Below are 21,115 nucleotides of genomic sequence, written 5' to 3' on the forward strand. Positions count from 1 at the left end.
GTACCGCAAGGCCGCCACCCGGTACGACAGGCTCGACGAGACCTTCCTGTCCAACCTCATGCTCGTCCTCATTGCCATCTACCTCAAGGACACCACCAAAACCAGATTAGAGTAAACACACCCTAGTCCAAGTACACAGAACAGGGCTTCCGAATAAACCACACCCCGATTGTTGAACTGAAGTAATTCAGATTCTCGATAATCGGAGGTGTGGTTTCTCATATGCAGGAATCGCAGGCGTCGTTACGACGACGAATTCAGGAAGGCCGCGGTCTCGATGCTCCGCGAAGGATTGAGATACAAGACTGTAGATGACATACCGATGAGTACCGTGGAACGATGGATTCTGCTGCATGGGTCCAGAAGATAGGCGACGCTCATGGGAGACCACAGGAAAACCGGGGTCACGGCTACGAGACGAAGCTTTCGGCAGTACGTGACTGAATGGAGCATAGCCTGACGAAGTACAATATATTGTGCAAGGTTCACGGCACTTGCGCATTGGTGCCGCGTCCAGTGCCAACGTCGAGATAACAGGCCCCGGCCGGTGATTGGCTGGACGCTGGTAGGGCTCGATCATGCTCCGGCGCCTGCTGAAACCGGACTGGCAAGAAACATCGACTACCATCCTGTCCCGTCCCAAACTGGCCATCCAGCCGGACATCGAGGGCGACCGCCGAGATTTTCCGCCGCATAGCCAACTGATCCAACCATCGTCAGGCAGCCTGCACCTCGTGCACGAGTCCAGCGTGAGGGCGAGCCTCAAGAGCCTGTTCAAGGATATGCGTCAAATGTGGGGCTGGGATGCGACATACGTCGACTAAACCCGTACCGCACAGCCCATGCAGAGGAGAAAACGGGGACGAGGGCACCAAACCCTGCACTGGGTTCTCAGCTAATCGGTCACAGGCCAAGCTCGGCACGAACATCATCAAATTCAAGGTGGATCGAGGCAAGAAAGAGGCAAAGCGCACCTCGCACCGATCTACAACCTGGGCCCGGGGAAGCCGTCACCCGGACATCAACATGCTGCAGAAGCAAAGACCACTCGCTATGATTGAGAAACGTCTGTCCAAAGGCGAATCCCATATTCCACTCCGACATATGATGGCAGTACCGGCACGATTGGCGGCGTAAGACTCGGGGGTTGGCTGGTATCCGCCGCTCCATGAGCAGAAACACCGCCTCGACACGCCACGACCGAGCAGATGTTCGCTCAAAGATACCTACTGGCGGAGAATGCTCCTCCTACGAAACCAGGACCGGGTTGGAGGATACATCGTCCACAGAACACCGAATGAAGCCAAATACGACTGGAGGGACATCCCCGGAGAAATTCCGGAGTATGTCCCTCGCTGTCTGATCGTCCCTAACCACGTCCGACAATCGGACGCAGTCATTTACTTGCCGAAAGCAAGCTTGTATTCGCTGGACCAGTTGTCCGTGAACACCTTCTTCACGTCCTCCCAGCTACCCTGCCCCTGCGCATAGGAGAGTTCAGCGGCGGCAAGATCCTGTTCCCACTGGTGAGACACAGTGGAAACACTGACGACATCATAGTTGCCGGCCTTCTGGTACTCACGGCTCGCCTCAACCAGCGGGTTCTTGACCGTGTAGGCGTCCTCGTCAAAGGTCTTGAACGGAGTCACCAAACCCATATCCTGAGAGATGGTCTCACGAGCGGTATCGGAGGTCACAAGCCACTCAAGGAACTGTTGGGTCGCCTCCTGATCCTTTTCAGAAGACTTGGAATTGACGCACCAATAGTTGGAGATCACCTGGTTGAGGCCCTGATCCTCTTCACCATCCACTCCCATATAAATCGGGAGCACGCCAAGGTCTTCGTCCGGGAAACCCTGATCCTGCAGATTGCTGTAAATCCACACACCATCCTGGAAGAACACAGCCTCTCCCAGCGCGAATTCCGAAGTGGCATCATCCATAGTCTTGCCAGAGATGGCACTAGCCGGAACTGTGGAATCGGTAATATACAAATCGTAGATATTCTTCATATAATCGACGTACGTACCCTGCACCGATTCAGGAACGGAGTTCATGTCGACATCGTTATCACGGTACTCGTAAAACAGCGGAACAGACGGAAGATGGAAATCATAGCGGAACGCAGTGGAGGTATCCATACCAGCCGAAGTGAATGCGCCATTGACACCCATATCGTCCTTATGCGACTGAATCTCATCAGCCGCGGTCTTCAACGCCTTAAAATTGTTAAGGTCATCAATCGACTTAATCGTAGACCACGAAGAATCAAAATACTTCTTGAGCAAAGACTTATTGTAGATGATGCCATAGCTTTCAACAGCATAAGGAATACCCACGGGTTTGCCATCAGTATTCTTGAGAGTGCGATCCTTATAGTTATCGGAGAGCTCGCTATAGATCTTCGAATTGCTCATGTCTGCAGCATAATCAAGCCAGCTGTACATGAAGGACGGGCCGTCAGCCTGAAACATAGTGGGAGCCTCATCCTTGGCCATCTCAGAACGAAGCGTCTGATCATAATCCGTAGCGGAAAGCTGAATCTGGGTTTCGATACCAGTCTCATCCTGGAACGCCTGAGCCAGGGCTTCCCATTTCTCCTGCTCTTCGGCCTTCTTGTTCAGGTAATACACACGACCTTTATCAGAATCAACTTGCGCAGTCGAGTTACCGCATGCAGACAATGTTCCAAAACTCAGCGCCGCAATGGAGGCAATCCCCACTGCCTTGATAACCTTATTCCACCTGTTTGCTGCCATTACTACCTCCCTATTGAGCGGAGACCATTCTCCACCGGTACCTTTGCCGGGTAATGTCGCAAAGACGACACCATCATGTCCATAGCGTTCGTCGCGCGCAACATTGAATTGATGATATCGTTTTCACACCAAAACGTCAAATTGACGGCGAGTTCTCCAAGAATGGCCAATAGCCCCTGAAGCGACCACGAGTACTGTATCGACAGCAATCGCATATCATTCACAAATACACCACACCAAACCAAGAACAAACGTAGCCAAAAACACAACAGACGGCATTGTCTCCATGGGGAATCAAATAGAGACAAGTCGAACTCCACGGACAGGAGCTAAGGCATGCCTCCCGAGAAGTGCCACAAGTCCAGAGAATCGAAAATCGGCAACATCCGGATTCACTCCTCGGAATTACAGATCTATGCGTCCCGACATTCATCCGTCATTCCATAAATTGTGTGTTACCTCATCAATGAAGATATGGAACCATGTTTTATGTAATTTGATACGCCATTCAACAGCATTGGATGCTCGCTCAGAGAGCAAGCATGAAGTTCGGACGTCTCTCATGCCCCCACGCATTCCGAGTAGCGCCCACCTCATACGAAAAGGGTTTCTCGGAAGAACCAAGAAACCCTTTCACAGAAACATTCAGGTATCGGCTATCAGCCCTTAACGGCACCAGCCATGACACCCTTGATGATGTACTTCTGGCAGATGAGGTAGAACACAATGATTGGAATGATAGCCAGAACGAGGCAACCCATCATAGCGCCCATATCCACCGAACCGTAACCACCCTTGAGGTACTGAATGGCAATCGACATGGTCTTGAAGCGACGCATGTCCAAGGTGAGGTATGGCAGAAGGAAGTCGTTCCAAATCCACATCGCCTGCAGAATGGCAACCGAGATAACGGACGGACGCATAATCGGCAACACGATTTGGAAGAAGATGCGCGGCACAGAGGCACCGTCAATCATCGCGGACTCTTCAAGCTCCTGCGGAATGCCCTTGACCACGCCGGTGAAGATGAACACGGCCAAGCCGGCACCGAATCCCAAGTAGACGATCCACAAGCCCCACGGGGTGTTCAGGCCGAGCATATCGGCGATCTTGGAGAGGGTGAACATGACCATCTGGAACGGGACGATCATGTTGAACAGGAAAAGCAGGTAGAGGGACTTGGCGGTACGGTTGTTCACACGGACAATCCACCACGCGCACATCGAGGTGCACAACAGGATCAGACCGACGGCACCGACCGTGACCACAACAGTCCAGCCGAAGGACTCAATCAGATTCGTACGCTTGATACCACGGGTGTAGTTCTCAAGTCCGACGAACGCCTTACCGGTCGGAATGGAAAACGCATTTCGGCTGATGTACGCCTTCTGCTTGAATGAGTTGATCACCACGAGGGCAATCGGGAACACCCAAGCCAGAGAGATGATGGTGAACAGCGTCGTCCACAGTGCTGGGTGCTTGACCTTCTCGCTCATGCGGACACCTCCTTGCTAGTGGTGAGACGGTTCTGAATCACGGCAATCAACGCCACGATGATAAAGAACACGACGGCCTTCGCCTGGCCTACGCCCTCGAATCCCGCTCGGCCGTAGAACGTGCGATAGATATTCAGCGCAAGAAGTTCGGACTTGTTGGACGGGGCGCCATTGGTAAGCGCGAGGTTCTGATCGAACATCTTGAAGCCATTGGTGACAGTCAGGAAAGAGCAGACCGTGATGGACGGCATCATCAGCGGGATGGTGACCTGGAACAGCGTCTGACGGCTGGTCGCGCCGTCGACGGCGGCAGCCTCAAGCACATCGCCCGGCAACGCCTGCAAGCCGGAGATGTAGATGATCATCATGTAGCCGATTTGCTGCCAGCAGTACAGGAGCACCATGCCCCAGAAGCCATACACACCCGAGTAGGTAATCGATCGACCCCAGTGAGCGAGTACGCCGTTGAGCAGCAGCAACCAAATGTAGCCCAGAATGATGCCGCCGATAAGGTTCGGCATGAAGAATACCGAGCGGAACACATTGGTTCCCGCGAATTTCTTGGTAAGCATATACGCAATCGCGAATGCAGCCACGTTCACCACGATGGTCGTCACAATGGTGAACAGCACCGTGTAGACCAATGCGTGCCAGAACTCCTTATCCGACACCGCATCAATGTAGTTCTGGACGCCAGTGAACTTGGCGTCCGTCACCGTGCTGAACTTGCAGAAGCTCAGATACAGGCCCATGATGAAAGGGACTACGAAACCAATCAAGAATGCCGCAAACGTAGGCAGAGCAAACAGTGCCCACCACCTACGAATCGCCTTACCGGACATTGAAATCATGCCACGCCTACTTTCTCCTCCTTGAGTCATCCGCACTGCTGCGTGCAGATGGTTCGAATTTGGGAACTGCCAATCTCATCAGCGCCTAAGACGCCAAATCGAACCGGTTTATGGATACCATATCATTCGTTTGGCTTTTAGTCAAACGTTGTCATTATGCAAGCCCTGCCCCCTTCTTTTGCAGCCTCCTTCATCCTGGGAAAAAGGAAGGAAGTGTACATATTGCAACATATATCCTCGAATCATACCGCACATGCAAACGTTGCCTCATTTTATGGTCAAAGGACGGTTATTGTTATCAGAGACAAGTCACACGCAGATCTTCCCCGACCATGAGAAGAAGCTTTGCCGAGACCTAAACCAAAGGAGGCACATGGGCAGCAGTATCAAGGACGTGGCCAGACAGGCCGGAGTGTCCGTTTCCACCGTTTCTCGGGCGTTCACCCGTCCCGAATTGGTGTCAAAGGCCACCAGGGCCAAGGTATTGGCTATTGCCGAAGAGCTGAACTTTTCCATCTCGCGCTCGGCCATGGTGCTCAAGTCGGGCAGAGCCCTGCGAGTGGCGCTACTCATGAGCGACCATATCCGTCTATGGTTCAGCGCATCCATCATCGAAGGCCTCAATCAGGTCTTTCACGCAAACGGCTACGACTTGTCCATCTTTCAGATTTCCAGCATTGAGGAGCGTCGCGCATTCTTCGACATGTTGCCGATTCGCCGCAACGCTGACGCTGTGATAGTCGCATCCTTTGATGTGGAGACCGAGGAGATAGACCAATTGGCGAAGGCCGGCGTGCCCATCATCGGAATCAACTGCGTTATGCCGGACAGGGGGTTTTCCGCTTCTGTGAACATCGACGATGTTCAAGGATCGAAATTGCTCGCCCGCCACCTGATTGGTCTCGGCCATCGACGTATCGCATACATCCGCACCGATAGAGCCGTGACTCTGCACTTTAGCGTGCAACGGAGGTATGAATCATTCGCACAATTCTGCAAGCAAGCCGGTGTCGATTTAACGACAATCGTCATTGCAGACAGCGAGGACCGCATCGGACACGCCATGACCGAACTACTGTCACTGCCACAATTGCCGACTGCAATTGCATGCCAAGAGGATGGCATTGCAATCCCGTTGATGTTCCAACTGGCCCGCACCGGACTGCGCGTACCATTCGACGTATCGATGGTCGGCTACGACGACAGCTTCTATGCGAACGAAGTCGGACTGACAACAGTACGACAGGATCCAATCATCATGGCCCAGTCAGCGGCACTCAAGACGCTCGATCTGATCGAACGGGGGGAAACCGAGCATCCATTCGAAGTGTTCCCGGCACAGCTCCTCGTACGTTCCAGCACAACCGAGTCGAAACAGCAATCATAAGTGGCGCTATTGCTGTTTTCGTGGGTGTGGGTTCGTTGTTGAGTTGTTGGGGGAGTAAGAGAAGAGCGCTTTGCGGGTAGGATGTTTTCGACCAAGATAAACAAACAACCGCAAAGCGCCTGATGAACAGCATATTCAACCAGCTCCTCAACGTCAAAGGCACGGTGGTCGAGACCGTGCGGGTCGTCGACTCGCCGCTGCGCCCCGTGCCGGTGCTCGAGATCCATGTCCGTCCCCGCGCGGGCATGCTCCGATGCTCCCGATGCGGCAGGAGACGCCGTGGCTATGACCGTGGCGGCGGCGTGCGCCGTTGGCGGCATCAGGACTTCGGCTGCTGGCGCGTCGAGCTGGTCTCCGGCATGCCGCGCGTGGACTGCCCGAAGTGCGGCGTGGTGGTCGCGTCCGTGCCGCGGGCGGAGCCGGGCAGCCGGTTCACGCGCGGCTTCGAGGCGGAGTGCGCGTGGCTGATGACGGTCGCCGACCGGAAGACCGTCAGCGGTTTCATGCACGTCACATGGCGCACGGCCGGCGACATCGCCCGCAGGGTCGCGGATCGTCTCAGGGCGTCGATGCCGTGCCCGTTCGACGGCCTCACCGCGATCGGCGTGGACGAGACCAGCTACAGGAAGGGCCACACGTACGTCACGGTCGTCGTCGACCATGAGCGGCATCGGGTCATCTGGGCGCACGACGGGTACGGCAGGGAGGTGTTCGACCTGTTCTTCCGGCGGCTCACCGACGAGCAGAAGGCGTCCATCAAGGTGGTCACCGGCGACGGCGCCCGCTGGATCGACTCGTGCGTCGCCGAGCACTGCCCGAACGCCGAACGCGTGCTCGACGGCTTCCACATCGTCTCCTGGATGACCGGCGCGCTCGACACGGTCGCAAACGCCTGTGGAACGATGCCCGGCGCAGCGGCGACGAACGGAAGACGAAACGCATGCGCGGCGTCAAATACGCCGTCCTGAAGAACCCCGGCGACCTGACCGACAGGCAGTCCGAGGCGCTCGACGCCCTGCGCAATGCCGACCCGAAGGGGCAGCTCTACCGGGCATGGCAGCTCAGGGAACTCCTCAGGAACCTGCTCAAACACCCCCTCGACCAAGCCAGGACGGAATTGAATCACTGGGTGTTCTGGGCGTCCCATTCACGCATCCCCGAGATCGTCGAACTCGCCAGGAAGATCAGACGACGCCGGCCCGACATCCTGCGCACGATCGAACTCGGCCGCTCCAACGCGAGGCTCGAGGCATTCAACAACAGGATCAAGGTCACCATCCGCATGGCCTACGGCTTTCACCACGTGAACAACCTCATCAGCCTCGTCATGCTCAGATGCGGCGGACTCGACATACGATTACCGGAACCGACAATCTAACCCACGAAAACAGCAGAAGCCTCTCATAAGTCCACTCGCGAAACCGGGGTTTCGATTAGCGTATCGAAACCCCGGTTTGCGCTGTCGCCAGCCGTTTAGGGCCTGCGCTCACGACATAGAATCAGGTCATGTCCAGTTACCACCGGCTATTCGCCAATCACGCTAGGCAACCGGACGGGCGCCGACTCGAATCAGGAGGAGTGAGCCGCACTGTACTCCTTGGCCCAACCGTCAACGAACGCAGTCTTGACGCTGTCCCAATCGCCGGTGCCCTGGGCGTACTCGAGCAGGGCGGAGCCGAGATCGTTCTTCCACTGCTCGGACGGCATCATGGTGAAGTTCCAGCTGACCTGGGTCTTGCCAGACTTCTGGTCGGCAACCGCGGCGGCGACCAGCGGATTATCGGTCTCGACGTCATCGAAGGTCTTGAACGGAGTGGTGAAGCCCATCTCGGCGCTCAGAGCGTCCTTGCCTGTGTCGGAAGTAATGACCCACTTAAGGAATTCGGCAGTGGCCTTCTGGTCGGCCTCAGGAGCTTTGGAATTGATGCACCAGTAGTTCTCGGAACCGGTGGCAAGTCCTTCATTCGCTTCGTCCGGACCTCCGATGTAGATCGGCATCATGCCAACTTGATCGGCAGTCATGCCGGCGTTCTGCAGGTCGGTCCATGCCCAAGTACCGTTCTGGTAGAAAGCGGCCTCGCCGAGCGCAAACTCGGAGTTCGCGTCATCGCCGGTCTTGGAGCTCAGCTGCGCAGGATCTGCGGTGGAGTCGGTGATGTACAGGTCGAAGATGTCCTTGTAGTTCGACAGGTACGTGCCCTTGATGGTGGCAGGCTGCTCGGTGACGTTGTCTTCCTTAAACTCGTAGTAGAGCGGCAGGTTGACCAAGTGAGTCTTGAAGCGCCAGTCAGAGCTGGAATCGAAACCGGCGGATGTGAAGGCGCCCTTGATGCCGAGCTCGTCCTTGCGGGCCTGCATGTCGTCAGCCACGGCTTTGAGCTTATCGAAGGAGTCGATCTCCTCGATCGAGGTGGCCTTCGCACCAGACAGCTTGAAGTACTTGCTGAGGATGTCCTTGTTGTAAATCAAGCCATAGGTTTCCATAACATAGGGCACGCCGACGACCTTGTCGCCATCCTTAAGTGCGACATCCTGATTCTGCAGCTGCTTATAAATCTCCGTATCGGATAGGTCAGCGGTGTATTCCTTCCAGTTGGCGTAACCGACCGGGCCGTTGACCTGGAACAGGGTCGGGGCATTGGTCTTGGCCATTTCGGACTTGAGCTGCTGCTCATAGGTGCCAGAAGCAGCAGTCTCGACAGTCACCTGCACGCCGGTTTCATCGGTGTACGCCTGGGCTAGATCCTTCCACTGGTCGGCCGCTTCCGGCTTGAAATTCAGATAGTAGACTTTGCCGACAGAGTCCCCGCCTTCAGCCTTGTTGCCCGTCGCGGTGTTACCGCAGGCGGCCATGCCTATGGACATTGCAGCGACGGCAAGCATCGCAGCCGTAGACTTAATCATGCGATTCATCTTCGAACCTTTCTCTAAATTCTGTCGGCCCCATTACCTCATCGGGGCGATGCCATCGACATCTACGCTTCTGGCAACATCACCATTATGCATCATTTTGCCGCGAATTGCAAACGATGGCAATTTATCTACAGATAAAACTTTCGAAACAGGGTAGACAAATCCGTTAAAATCGCACATTTTCAGCACCATTTCCATCATTTCCAGCAACTGCAAGCGATTGCAATAACATTCTGCAACGTATCATTATTCATCCAGAATTCAGCACATCTCACGCATGTCGCACGTGGAAACTCGGAATGCCGCAGATTGTCAGATGCTCTCGGCCGCCATCGATGTAGAGCCGGGACTCCCCCTCCACCCCGCCAGCAATATTCGAGCGCACGACATCGTCTCCGTAAATACCGCCAGCACAAGGAATCTCCAGAACCGCAAACGACCAGCCAGGAACACGGATGACACCGTTTGAAGGCACAGCGACCGGAGCAGAGACCGGTTCAGACGGAGATTCCTCGTACGGCCGCCCGGCATCCGCACAGTCGGACCGCAGCACGGTCATCGTCGCCTCGACGTCACGCCCGACAAAATCGGTCAGCCCGATAGCCGACAGCACCGCGGACAGATCAACGTCCATCTCGTCCGGCAGCGCATTAACCATGCGTATGTACGTCACTCCGCGCGCGGAATCGTCAGCGACAGTGACCGTCCGCCGCATCTCCTTCCCCGGATCAGTTCCGGCCAGCACCGTGTCGCCGACCGTCGCCCGGACCGAACGACCGCGATCGCGCACATCAATCACAATATCCCACTCATCACCGTAGGAGACGCGACGGGACATGCTGACGCGGTCGTAGTCATACGGGAATCCGTCACGCAAGGCTCCCAGAGCACAGTCCAGACCGGCCATGCCGATCCAGAGTCGGTATCGATCGGGTTCGTCGAGAGCGCCGAACTCAATTGAGAACATGCCAGACTCGTCCAGATAGCGCGCCCTTAAATGAATCCTGTAGTTATCGGCGTCAACTCGCAAGCCAGTACGAGCCACGCCACCCGCGATCTTGGTCACGTCGTCTGCAGAAAATACGCGTCCGTCTGGCAGCTCAACGCAGATATTCTCGAATCGTGCCGCCGAATCGCCACCGAACGCAAGCCCGGTCCATCTGGGCAGCTCACGCATGTACGATCGCGCACCGTCGATTTCGACGTGGCAAGCGCGCGTCGCAGTCGTGTTCGCGAACATGTGCTGCACCCAGTAGCTGTACGTGCGATACGCACGGTCGTCGTCGAAGTAAATGAGGTCCGGATTCCAGCCGGCATGACCGTTACGGCACAGTAGCGGCGCGTACGAGGCCATGTCGACCACATCGCCGTTCGCTTCCATATGCGCCATGAACGCGGCTTCGGACAGGGCATTGAGCATCGTCGTACCATGCGAGGCGTACTCACCGAAATACACATGCGGACCGTTACGGTCGAGGCCGTCGTAGTAGTCGAGATGCTGGAACCACCAAGCCGGGGCGAGGTAGGAGTGTTCGTCCAAAATCGGCACCCGCACAGCCCTGGCCAGATCCCAGGACTCGGCGAAGGTAGCGCCGACCAGTGTCGGGCCGGCCGTGCCGATGACCGTAATTTCGGGATGCTTGTCGGCGAGCGCGCGGAATAGTGTCAGGAATCGCTCGGTGAAATCGTCGGTGATGTCGTCTTCATTGCCGAGGCCGAGGTAATGCAATCCGAATGGCTTCGGATGCCCGCAGACAGCACGTTGAGCGCCCCAGACAGTCGTTTCCGCGTCACCGTTGCAGAATTCGACGAAATCGAGCACGTCCTGAACGTACGTCTTCATCTGGGTGTCGGATAATGACATCGAGCCGCCATCGGTGCCGGAACAACTTACTCCGGCCGGCAACACGGGGATTGGTTCGGCACCGAGCGCTTCGCACCAGCACAGGTATTCGTAGAATCCGAGGCGCATCGACTGATGATATCCCCACAGGTTGAAGTCGTGACGTCGATGCTCGACCGGACCGATCGTGCCTTTCCACCGGTACATGTTGTCAAGGCCGAGGCCATGCACCAGACAGCCTCCGGGAAAGCGCACGAATCGCGGGTTAAGTTCGGCTATTGTCTTGACGAGATCTGCGCGAAAATGTTTGAGGCCGCGCCAGGTGAGGGCCGGTTCCAGCGAGACGAAGTCGACAGCTGTGAGGCTTGGCCCGACGAACGTCAACGACAGAGAACCGTTGCGCGTATCGAACGGCGAGACCAAGGTCGCCTCGATTTTGGTCCATTGCGACGGCTCGGCGACGAGTCGGACCGACGAACCGAATTGGGGCATGGCATCGGCAATGTCATACGATTCAGGGTGAGATTCCACAAAGGTTTCGTCGGGAGACACGATCGAGTCTGACGATTCTGCCGAACTAACGTTGCGACGATCGACAGATACTGTTTCGTCGACCAGAGACACCGTGACATCGTGCGGTTCACCGTCGCATGACCGCAACCACAACGACAGCTCATAAGATTCTCCGGAGTGCAGCCGCATGCCCTCGAAACCATGGTTGACTAGAGACACAGCTCCACAGTCGACCTGCACGACAGCATGATGCGGGTTCTCCTCGGCGACGCAATCGTTGGTTTCGATCCAGAACGATCCCCGGGAGCTTCCCGGAACATCCTTACGCCACGCAGTAAACGAACTCCATTTTGGATTGTCCACATGACTGTATTCAAAAGCACCGTTCTGCACGAGATCACTCGCCAGCCCGCCATCCGCCGCATAATTTAGATCTTCAAAGAACACACCCCACAGCTTCTCGCTGATTGGATAGGGCTTACCGATCGGCCGCACCTGAATCAGATCCACCGTACGAGTCTGTCCCAAGGACGCTATGCCAGATTCCTCATACGCATCCACCTTGCGCGCGACCATATATCAAGCTCCTTTATTCACGAAGTCTCAATTGGGTAACTGCTCCATGTCCACGGACACCGCATCATCGCGTCCTCACAGCCAACCACCCATCAAGAATTTTCTCTTATAGTAAGAATATTCTTAGTCATGGATATGTCTGACATGATCGAAGGAGCTCACGTGCAATCCACCAACAACATCCGACGAACCCAATACCATATCTCTCCCACAGGGCGAGACCAATGGCCAGGCGACGAAACACACCCGTTTCGCACGATCTCACATGCCGCAGATATCGCCTTGCCCGGCGACGAAATCATCGTGCATAACGGAGAGTATCGAGAGCAGGTCAATCCCAGAAACGGAGGTACTGGCCCAAACCGCCGCATCGTTTATCGAGCCGCCGAAGGCGAACGCCCGATCATCAAGGGGTCAGAACGCATCACATCATGGATTCCAGAAGGTTCCGGCGTCTGGTCCGCAACGCTACCTAACACAATGTTCGGCGCATTCAATCCATATGCACGCGCCATCGAAGGCGACTGGCTCATGGATCCGGATTTCCGCGTGCGCCAGCGCCATCTCGGAGCCGTCTATCTCGACGGCCGGGCGCTCTATGAAGCCGACGATGCCGACTGCGTAGCCACACCGCATCGCAGAACCGAAACCGTCGATTATGCCACCGGGCTTGCCAAGCCAATATCCGATCCCGACTGGACGACCTATGTCTGGCATGCCACCGTGGATGACGCGGAGGCAACAACTACGATCCGCGCCAATTTTCACGACGTTGACCCGAACAAAACGCTCACCGAAATCAATGTGCGCGAATCATGCTTCTGGCCAAGCCAGCCGAACATCAATTGGATCACCGTACACGGCTTCGAAATGTCTCAAGCCGCATGCCGTTGGTCGCCGCCCACCGGCGACCAACGCGGCATGATCGGACCGAACTGGTCGCACGGCTGGATCATCGAAGACAATCTGCTGCACGACGCGAAATGCTCGGCGGTCTGTCTGGGCAAGACGGCGGCGACAGGTGATAACGAACGCTACCGATGCAATCTGCGGTCCGGTTACCAATGTCAGATGGAAGCGGTGTTCCGTGCCGCACATCTCGGCTGGCGTAAGGGGGTCGTAGGCTCGCATATCGTACGCAACAACGTCATCCGCGACTGTGGGCAGAACGGCATCGTCGGTCATATGGGCGCGGCGTTCAGCGTGATCGAACGCAACGACATCGCCCGAATCGGCATCCTGCGCGAATTCTTTGGTTGGGAGATCGCCGGCATCAAATTGCATGCCGGGGTCGATGCAATCGTACGCGGCAACCGCATCCATGAATGCACGCTGGGCATGTGGTCGGATTGGCAAACGCAGGGCATGCGAATCACCGGCAACGTGTTCCACGACAACACCCGCGATCTGATGATCGAGATCAGTCATGGCCCGTATCTGGTCGACAACAACATGTTCGCGTCGCCGCTGGCTTTGATCAACGCCTCGCAGGGCGGTGCATACGTCAATAACCTGTTCGCCGGCGCAGTGCAACGATACGATGATATGACCCGTTCCACGCCATACCATTTCCCGCACACCACCGACGTGGCAGGAACCGCGTGCGTCTACGGTGGCGACGACCGGTGGATCGGCAACCTGTTCATCAAACCGGACGACGCGCAGCTACCGAGCCCGAATCCGACGCCATGGCTGTTCGGCACGGCCTCGTACGACGGCCTGCCCGGCTCAGAAGAGGAATACACGGATACCGTGGCCGCTCTTGGGCCATGCGACGAAGAGACGATGCGCAATCTGCCGCAGCCGGCCATCGTGCACCACAACGCGTACCTCAACGGCGCCCGGCCGATGGCCGGCGAGCGAGATGCGATCACCGCGGATGGCGGTACTGTGACATTAACCGGTGTGCCGGATTCCGCTGACCTTACAATCACGTTGGACGTTCCCGAAGACGTCGCAGACCACACCGTCCCGATCATCGCCACTACCGATCTGGGCATGCCGCGCATCGTGCAAGAGCCTTTCGAAGCGCCGAACGGCCTGCCGATCACCATCGATACGGACGTTCAGGGCATGGACCGCAATCCCGAACGCTCAGCAACTGGCCCGTTTGCCGCACTGCACCCTGGTCGCAACGAGTTCACCCTCGCATTTACTCACTGAATGACGAAAGGCGGTGTGGCTGTTCCACGTGAAACATCCATACCGCCTTCGTCTCATGACTGATACGTGTCGATCACTCCAAAGTGATCCATACAGTCGTGTCCTGAGGTAGCTTCCCACATCCGTCAAGCGGCCCGGAGGCCAGCAGGACCTTGCCCGCAGGCAGATCAATCGAATCGGCACAGAAGTTGGTCACACACGCGACCATGCGACCGCCATCGTCCTGCCGGGCAAACGCGAGCACGCCGCCATACTGACCATCAGCGCCATCCCGGCGTCCGCTCGGTCCATCAATATCCATCCACACGACGTCCACCGGCTCCGTACGCTTACGATCCGAGGCGAACAGTCGCGCGCGCAACTGAATCGCCCCACGATACAGGTTCAGCATGGATTGCGAATCAGCCGACTGCCGGTCGATGGCATAGTCGGCAAACCAGAGTGGCTGCGGCAAGTGCGGTTCAGCATGTCCGGCGTGCCCGACACCGTCGGTATGTCCGCCGTCCGTCACGGAGAATCCAAACGACGCTCCCTCACCGAATCGCGACGACCATACGGCCGGCCGAGGCATGTCCGTCGAATCCCACGGCAACGGCACACGGCAGCCGTCACGCCCCTTCTTGCTCTGCTGGCGTACTGTATCGAATGCGGTGGGGTCTTCCAGCCGATCCCATGGAATATCCGGCACTTCGCGCAATCCCAGCTCGTCTCCCTGATAGAGGTACACGGTTCCCGGCAGCGCAAGTTCGATCAATGCCGCGGCACGGGCCCGCCGCGCCCCGGTTTCGATGTCCTCCGGATACGAGGCGCCGTCGCGCAGCAACCAGTCCCACGCGAACACGAACGGCTCGCTCGCCGTGACCTGGGCAAGCCCATACCGCGACGCCACTCGCGGGCAATCATGATTGCCGAGCACCCAAGTCGCACTGGATCGCGAGCGCCTGGCAGAAGCGAGGTCCATGTCGATCGCATCCCGGTATTCCCGGTAGCTCCACATCGCCTTTTGCAGATCGAAATTGAACACCTGCCCAAGCTCGTCCTTCGAGGCGTACTGGTGTTCATGTTCGGGCACGATGGAGATTTCAGCGACCGCGCACAGCGGCGGATCGTATTCATTGAAGACGCGTCTCCAGCCGCGGTAGATATCATGCACCTCGTCGCGATCCCATAGCGGATGAAGTCCGTCCGGGCAGTGGTCGTCATCAACGGTCCAGTCGTCAAGGTCGTCACGCCCATCAATCTGCTTGGCCAAGCCGTTGGCCACATCGACCCGGAAACCATCGACGCCGAGATCCCCCCAGAATCGCAGGATGTCCTCGAATTCGCGGCGCACAATCGGATTGTTCCAGTTGAGATCCGCCTGCTCCTTGGCGTAGATATGTAGGTACCACTGGCCATCCGGCACACGCTGCCATGCCGGGCCGCCCATTTTGGACAGCCAGTCGGTGGGCGGCAATTCGCCATGCTCACCGCGGCCGTTGCGGAAGATGTACAGGTCGCGTTCCCTCGATCCGGGCGCCGCGGCAAGCGCCTCGCGAAACCACGGATGGTCTGTGGACGTATGGTTGGGCACGATGTCGACGATGATGTGCATGTCCTGCTCATGCACGGCATCCACCAACGCTCTGAAGTCGTCGAGAGTGCCGAACTGTTCGGCTACGTCACGATAGTCGATCACGTCATAGCCGCCGTCGATGAATCCGGACTTGTAGATCGGGTTGAGCCATACGCCGTCCACACCGAGTTTCTTAAGATACGGAAGACTGCGGATCACGCCGGCGAAGTCGCCTATTCCGTCACCGTTGCCGTCACAGAAGCTGCGCGGGTACAGCTGGTATATTACCGCCTGCCGCCACCAATCGCTGTTGCTGTCACGCATAACCGTTTCCTTTCCGTCGTTGCTGGCCAGCCCATCTCATACGAAGATCGGCCCGGCCTGCCGCTACGAGCGAACCGAACGGACAGGTCAGGCCGATCACTATTTGTCACTGCTTACTCGGTGAACTCCTTCTGCGCTGGAAGCGATCCCGGGGCAGCCTTCTCATTGGCCTCCCAAGTCGACTTCCATTCGTTCGTAATCACGTCCTTGACGTTGTCCCAGTCATTCGTGCCCTGCACGTACTCGAGCAGAGCGCCGCCAAAGTCCTTCTGCCACGCAAGGCTTGGCAGTTCGAAGCTGCGAATGTACTTCTTGCCTTCCTTCTGGTAGGCGAGCGCTTGGTCTACGAGCGGGTTGTCAGGCTGGGCGTCATCACCGTACGTGGTAGCCGGCATAGCAAAGCCCATCTCCTTGGCAACGATACGCTTGGCCTCATCGCTGGTCTGCACCCATTCGATGAACTTAAGTGTCGCTTCCTGATCGGCCTTGCTGGCGTTCTTGTTGATGACCCACTGGTTATCCATGATGACGCCCGGACCATAGTTTTCCTCTCCGGGGATACCCATATAATACGGGAGCATACCGAGATCCTCGTCAGCCACGTCATTGCCCTTGATCTGCGAGTAGGCCCATACGCCGTTCGGGTAGAACGCCACCTCACCGAGTGAGAATTGTGCGGTTACATCCTCATATGACATGGAGGTGGCGTCCGTCTTCGCATCGCCCGGGGAAGTAGCGACCTGCAGATCATACAGATCCTTGTATTGGTCGAGGTACTTCCAGGTGATCTCCGACATGAAGGTCGTGTTATTGTCCTTGTATTCGAAGTATTCTGCCGGACGGATCATGTGCGCGGTGAAGCGGTAGTAATCGGAATTTTCAACGGACGGCGTAGCGAACGCGCCCTGCAGTCCGAGATCGTCCTTGTGCTCCATCATGCTTTCAGCCACGGCCTTGAGCGTATCCCAATCCTTGATGTCATCGGCCGAGTCGATGACCGCATACTCCTTGGAGCAGTAGTCCTTGACGATCTTCTTGTTGTAGATGATGCCGTACCATTCCTGCACGTACGGGATCGCATACACGTTCTCGGAGTCCTGCACGGCGCTGGCCTTGCCAGCGTCAGTGAGGTTTTTGTACACATCGGTGTCCTGCATCGGAGTGAGATACTGCTTGTACTTTGACAGGTCATTCGGGCTCATCGTCCAAGTGGTCGGCGGATTGCTCTTGGCCAGCTCGGAGGTCAGCGTGGTCTCGTAGTCGGCCATGGTTGCGGTCACGACATCGACCTGGATGCCAGTTTCGTCGGTGAATGCCTTGGCAAGTTCGTCGAACTGGTCCACGACCTCCGGCTTGGAGTTCAGGTAGTAGACTTTGCCCTGCGAATCGTCGCCAGCGTTGTCGTTGGATGATCCGCACGCACACAGACCAGCTATCATGGCCACAGCCGTTCCTACTGCGATGATTGTTTTTCCGTTCATGATTGTTCTCCTTGTCTCTGATCTCATTGGGTTCTTCATTGATCCCGAGGAGGCCGGCAGCATCGCCTGTCTCATGCGTCTTCGTACAGTGCAGCTCAGCGTCTTTTCTTGTCCGTCTGCGTCTCATTCATAACATAGATGGACTCATCACAGATGCGACTGCAGATACATATCGACAATATCCATCGCACGGTTGGTTCGGAATCCGTAGTAGCCGTGCGTACCGTCATTGAGCTTGATGAATGAGACCTCCTTCCCGAGCTCCTTCATGCGCCGGAACAGCCGGCAACTTTGGTTGAAAGGTACATCCGAATCGCGTCCGCCATGCATGATCAACGTCGGCGGAGTCGGGACGTCACGCCGTAGGTACGTAATCGGCGAGGCCGCGGCGGCCAAATCGGGATGGTCGAGCACGCTGATGCCGCCGAGTTCCTTACCGATGGGACCGTCCGGACTATTATTGTCCATAATGTTCGGATAGTAGTTCATTGCAGTCATGTCGGTGACGCCGTACCAGTCGATGATGCAGTTGACGGCGGCACTGTATTCGCTATAAACGTCGGTATCAGGCCCGCTATCGCCGGTGAATCCAGCCTGCAGCACGGTTGTGCCGCCAGATGAGTCGCCCCATAGTCCGATACGGTTGACGTCGACATGGAGACGCTTGGCGTGTTTGCGCACATAGCGGACCGCAGTCTTGCAGTCTTGCATCTGCGCGGGGAACGGCGCGATGTTGCTGGAACGATATTGCAGTGCGGCGACCACATATCCACGTTCCGCGATACGCACATAGTAATTGAGATAGTCAAGCACTGTCTGCGGACCGAATCCAGAACCGCGCACGAACACGACGGTCGGCCATGCCGTGATGTTACGTTTGACCGGCATGTCGTTAAGGCGTGGCGTGAAGAACCAGATGGGTAAGTCAGTTGAGCCGCCGCCGTGCATCTTATCGATGACTCGCGTAACGTAGGTTTCCTGATGAATCATGACCGGGTACAGGAAATCATCCTCGCCCAAATCGTCAACGACCATGCATCCTGTTGGCACTTCTTGAGAACGAGGAAATTCCTTACGCACCGGTACCTCAACAGCGCCGACGGGTGTCGGGGAACCGGGATCCTCACCGGAATCACGCCAGAATGAATCCATATCCGTTTCGCCTCCGCATTACCGTCGTACCGGTCCGAACCGCGATGCCGCCTCGCACCACAATTCAATTTTTAAGAAATTTCTTATTGGAAAAGAATATTCTTATCGAACCGGTTTGTCAACTCCGTGCAAAGAGTTCATTCTCGGATTAGCCGGGTTATGGCAGTGTGCATGGCCTTCCCCATCGACGGTTCTCTCCGAATCTTATCTATCGGCGTGCAGGCCCCGTACTATCACGCACAATCAGCTCAGGCGGCACCAGCACTTTGAGGCTCGAGTCAGAATCCTCTTCAGACTCGAGAATCAGCTGAAATGCACGGTCCGTCATATCTGCATACGGCAGACGCACAGTCGTCAGTGGAGTCGATGCATGCCATAGATACTCGTTGTCATCAAACCCGACGACCGATAGATCGCCGGGGACCGAAACCCCCATCTGGTGCGCCGCATCGTAGATGCCCACAACCTGTGTGTCACAGGTCGCGAAAAGCGCGGTCGGCGGGTTCGGCAACGCCAGCAGCCGTAGTGTTTCCAGTCGGGCTAGTTCGCTCCACGAGTCAGCTTGACAGACCAGTTCGGGATCCATATCGATTGAAGCCTCGCCCATAGCTGCACGACATCCGTCCGCGCGTGCTTGGAAACAGGTCATGTCACGTGGGCCGGCCATGATGGCGATACGACGATGCCCCAGCCCAATCAGATGCCGACCTACCTCCAAACCACCGGTCCAGTTATCTAGGCGAACTTCCAAACCAGACGACGCCGCATTGCCGCGATAGTCGATAATTGCATAGTTCGTGTGAATACTGGCGAATAGTTCCCGTTCCTGATCAGTGAGATCGACCGTATTAGAGACCACCGCCAACGGTTTCGCCCGGCGCAAAGATTGCAGGTAATCCGGTAACAGGACTCCGTGGTCATCCCGGCGAGCCACAATCACCAAATTCAACCCGTTGCAATTCGCATAGCGCATAGCGCCGCTAAACATCGCCGTCACCCACGGCTGGTCCAGCCGATCAATCAGTAAGGCGATGTTGCGAGACTTGATGTGCTTGACCGGTTTTTTTGAATAGTTCAGTGATGATAGGACCTCTTCGATGCGAGCCCTAGTCGTATCTGCCACACTGCCATATCCATTGATGACTTTCGACACCGTAGCCGGTGAGGTGCCGGCTATTTGCGCAATTTCGGCGATCTTAGGCCGTCGCGTCTGCAATCGTGACGCCGCCGAGTGGTCGTCCATGCTGTCGCTCCTCACATGTTGAAAATCATCCAAGGAAAATCCTCCCCAGCATAGCGGCTGAGCTGAACAGACAACACGTCCATTCAGCTCCGCTAAACGTCCGTCAGCAGTTCCAGCGTTCGATGACCCGGTCCCCCTTGTATACGGACAGGATCGAATAGTGGGCGGTGTCGAGGCGCAGTTTGCGCGCCTCGTGCGGGTCGACGTCGAGCCAGCGGGTCGTCAGGATGCGCAGCACGTGCGCGTGCGCGACGAACAGCACGTCGCGGCCGCTTTCCATCAGCGGTACGGCGACGTCAATCGCGGTCTGCACGCGCTCGTACACGTCGTTGAGCGTCTCGCCGGGACCGTTGTGCACCGGCACCTGCTCGCCGCCGGGCAGCGTCTCGACCCAGTCGCCTTCCATCGCCGGCGACAACGCCTGCGGACCGTCACGCCACACGTCCCAACTGTCGCGGCCGTTCATCGCCGCGACGGTCTGCCGGGTGCGTCCTTCGGCACGACCGTAGTCCCATTCGGCCAGCGACGGCAGCGGCGCCGGGGCGAATCCGGCGAGGTGCGCGGTCTGCTGGGCGCGGCGCAGCGGACTGGCGAACATGCAGTCGGCGGCGAATCCGTCGGGGAACGTGTCGCGGATGCGGGCGCCCGCGGCCACGGCCTGCCGTTCGCCGACGGCGGTGAGGGGAATGTTGGTGCGGCCGGTGTGCTGGCCGGATTCGCTCCACACGGTCTGTCCGTGGCGCAGCAGCACCAGTTGTCCTGTTGCGGCTGCATTGCCGCGTGTCGTTTCGCTCATGCACACCACTCTACCCACGTTCGCCGCGTCGTGCCGTCGTTCGCCCGCCCGTGTTCCGTATTC

At 57.0% G+C, this 21,115-nt stretch carries 14 protein-coding genes and 1 pseudogene; 4 read left to right on the forward strand and 11 right to left on the reverse strand.

All coding sequences use genetic code 11. The features are described 5' to 3' along the window. Positions 1–578 precede the first annotated feature (578 nt). Positions 579–824 (forward strand): hypothetical protein, encoded by a 246-nt coding sequence (locus D2E24_RS09470; RefSeq protein ID WP_125969087.1) that lies wholly within the window; start codon positions 579–581, stop codon positions 822–824. 576 nt (positions 825–1,400) lie between these two features. Here the strand turns inward: D2E24_RS09470 and D2E24_RS09475 are convergent. The 3 genes from D2E24_RS09475 to D2E24_RS09485 form a co-directional block, all read right to left on the reverse strand. Next, positions 1,401–2,759, reverse strand: coding sequence for an ABC transporter substrate-binding protein (locus tag D2E24_RS09475; protein WP_125969088.1), 1,359 nt, complete (start codon positions 2,757–2,759; stop codon positions 1,401–1,403). 659 nt (positions 2,760–3,418) lie between these two features. Beyond that, entirely contained in the window at positions 3,419–4,255 is an 837-nt protein-coding gene (locus tag D2E24_RS09480; RefSeq protein ID WP_125969089.1) for a carbohydrate ABC transporter permease, read from the reverse strand. After that, the gene (locus tag D2E24_RS09485) at positions 4,252–5,106 is read right to left on the reverse strand and encodes a carbohydrate ABC transporter permease (protein WP_125969090.1); all 855 of its coding nucleotides are present in this window, start codon (positions 5,104–5,106) and stop codon (positions 4,252–4,254) included. The genes D2E24_RS09480 and D2E24_RS09485 overlap by 4 nt, the downstream gene beginning before the upstream one ends. A 373-nt stretch (positions 5,107–5,479) precedes the next feature. Between D2E24_RS09485 and D2E24_RS09490 the strand changes: the two genes are divergently transcribed. Next, entirely contained in the window at positions 5,480–6,493 is a 1,014-nt protein-coding gene (locus D2E24_RS09490) for a LacI family DNA-binding transcriptional regulator (protein ID WP_125969091.1), read from the forward strand. Between the two features lie 359 nt (positions 6,494–6,852). Then, positions 6,853–7,871, forward strand: a pseudogene (locus D2E24_RS09495) (ISL3 family transposase). Positions 7,872–8,062: 191 nt separating this feature from the next. On the opposite strand, the gene D2E24_RS09505 reads toward D2E24_RS09495, so the two are convergent. The 3 genes from D2E24_RS09505 to D2E24_RS09515 are packed head-to-tail and all read right to left on the reverse strand — an operon-like array spanning position 8,063 to position 12,338. Then, a complete protein-coding gene (locus D2E24_RS09505) occupies positions 8,063–9,406 on the reverse strand; it encodes an ABC transporter substrate-binding protein (RefSeq protein WP_125969094.1) in 1,344 nt (447 codons plus the stop codon). 33 nt (positions 9,407–9,439) lie between these two features. Further along, complete coding sequence (locus D2E24_RS09510) at positions 9,440–9,622, reverse strand: hypothetical protein (protein ID WP_125969095.1); 183 nt, start codon at positions 9,620–9,622, stop codon at positions 9,440–9,442. A gap of 55 nt (positions 9,623–9,677) precedes the next feature. Next, on the reverse strand, positions 9,678–12,338 hold the full coding sequence (locus tag D2E24_RS09515) for an alpha-L-arabinofuranosidase C-terminal domain-containing protein (RefSeq protein ID WP_125969096.1): 2,661 nt from the start codon (positions 12,336–12,338) through the stop codon (positions 9,678–9,680). Positions 12,339–12,467: 129 nt separating this feature from the next. On the opposite strand from D2E24_RS09515, the gene D2E24_RS09520 reads away from it, so the two are divergent. Beyond that, on the forward strand, positions 12,468–14,501 hold the full coding sequence (locus D2E24_RS09520) for a right-handed parallel beta-helix repeat-containing protein (protein WP_206430965.1): 2,034 nt from the start codon (positions 12,468–12,470) through the stop codon (positions 14,499–14,501). A 73-nt stretch (positions 14,502–14,574) separates the two neighbouring features. On the opposite strand, the gene D2E24_RS09525 is transcribed toward D2E24_RS09520, so the two are convergent. From D2E24_RS09525 to D2E24_RS09545, 5 genes are all read right to left on the reverse strand, one after another. Beyond that, positions 14,575–16,380 (reverse strand): glycoside hydrolase family 13 protein, encoded by a 1,806-nt coding sequence (locus tag D2E24_RS09525; protein ID WP_125969097.1) that lies wholly within the window; start codon positions 16,378–16,380, stop codon positions 14,575–14,577. Positions 16,381–16,493: 113 nt separating this feature from the next. Beyond that, entirely contained in the window at positions 16,494–17,861 is a 1,368-nt protein-coding gene (locus D2E24_RS09530; RefSeq protein ID WP_125969098.1) for an ABC transporter substrate-binding protein, read from the reverse strand. A 147-nt stretch (positions 17,862–18,008) separates the two neighbouring features. Next, positions 18,009–19,013: an alpha/beta hydrolase gene (locus tag D2E24_RS09535; RefSeq protein ID WP_241222954.1), complete on the reverse strand. Its 1,005-nt coding sequence runs from the start codon at positions 19,011–19,013 to the stop codon at positions 18,009–18,011. 208 nt (positions 19,014–19,221) lie between these two features. After that, a complete protein-coding gene (locus tag D2E24_RS09540) occupies positions 19,222–20,256 on the reverse strand; it encodes a LacI family DNA-binding transcriptional regulator (protein ID WP_125969099.1) in 1,035 nt (344 codons plus the stop codon). 103 nt (positions 20,257–20,359) lie between these two features. Then, on the reverse strand, positions 20,360–21,052 hold the full coding sequence (locus D2E24_RS09545; RefSeq protein WP_125969100.1) for a histidine phosphatase family protein: 693 nt from the start codon (positions 21,050–21,052) through the stop codon (positions 20,360–20,362). Positions 21,053–21,115: the final 63 nt, after the last annotated feature.

Origin of the sequence: Bifidobacterium samirii (assembly GCF_003952945.1) — a bacterium.
In the GTDB taxonomy this organism is placed as follows: domain Bacteria; phylum Actinomycetota; class Actinomycetes; order Actinomycetales; family Bifidobacteriaceae; genus Bifidobacterium; species Bifidobacterium samirii.

Coding starts and splice junctions, on each gene's coding strand:
- D2E24_RS09485 (WP_125969090.1), bottom strand. CDS start 5,106: ATGATTTCAATGTCCGGTAAGGCGATTCGTAGGTGGTGGGCACTGTTT.
- D2E24_RS09540 (WP_125969099.1), bottom strand. CDS start 20,256: ATGGACGACCACTCGGCGGCGTCACGATTGCAGACGCGACGGCCTAAG.
- D2E24_RS09505 (WP_125969094.1), bottom strand. CDS start 9,406: ATGAATCGCATGATTAAGTCTACGGCTGCGATGCTTGCCGTCGCTGCA.
- D2E24_RS09515 (WP_125969096.1), bottom strand. CDS start 12,338: ATGGTCGCGCGCAAGGTGGATGCGTATGAGGAATCTGGCATAGCGTCC.
- D2E24_RS09475 (WP_125969088.1), bottom strand. CDS start 2,759: ATGGCAGCAAACAGGTGGAATAAGGTTATCAAGGCAGTGGGGATTGCC.
- D2E24_RS09530 (WP_125969098.1), bottom strand. CDS start 17,861: ATGAACGGAAAAACAATCATCGCAGTAGGAACGGCTGTGGCCATGATA.
- D2E24_RS09525 (WP_125969097.1), bottom strand. CDS start 16,380: ATGCGTGACAGCAACAGCGATTGGTGGCGGCAGGCGGTAATATACCAG.
- D2E24_RS09545 (WP_125969100.1), bottom strand. CDS start 21,052: ATGAGCGAAACGACACGCGGCAATGCAGCCGCAACAGGACAACTGGTG.
- D2E24_RS09490 (WP_125969091.1), top strand. CDS start 5,480: ATGGGCAGCAGTATCAAGGACGTGGCCAGACAGGCCGGAGTGTCCGTT.
- D2E24_RS09535 (WP_241222954.1), bottom strand. CDS start 19,013: ATGGATTCATTCTGGCGTGATTCCGGTGAGGATCCCGGTTCCCCGACA.
- D2E24_RS09470 (WP_125969087.1), top strand. CDS start 579: ATGCTCCGGCGCCTGCTGAAACCGGACTGGCAAGAAACATCGACTACC.
- D2E24_RS09480 (WP_125969089.1), bottom strand. CDS start 4,255: ATGAGCGAGAAGGTCAAGCACCCAGCACTGTGGACGACGCTGTTCACC.
- D2E24_RS09520 (WP_206430965.1), top strand. CDS start 12,468: ATGGATATGTCTGACATGATCGAAGGAGCTCACGTGCAATCCACCAAC.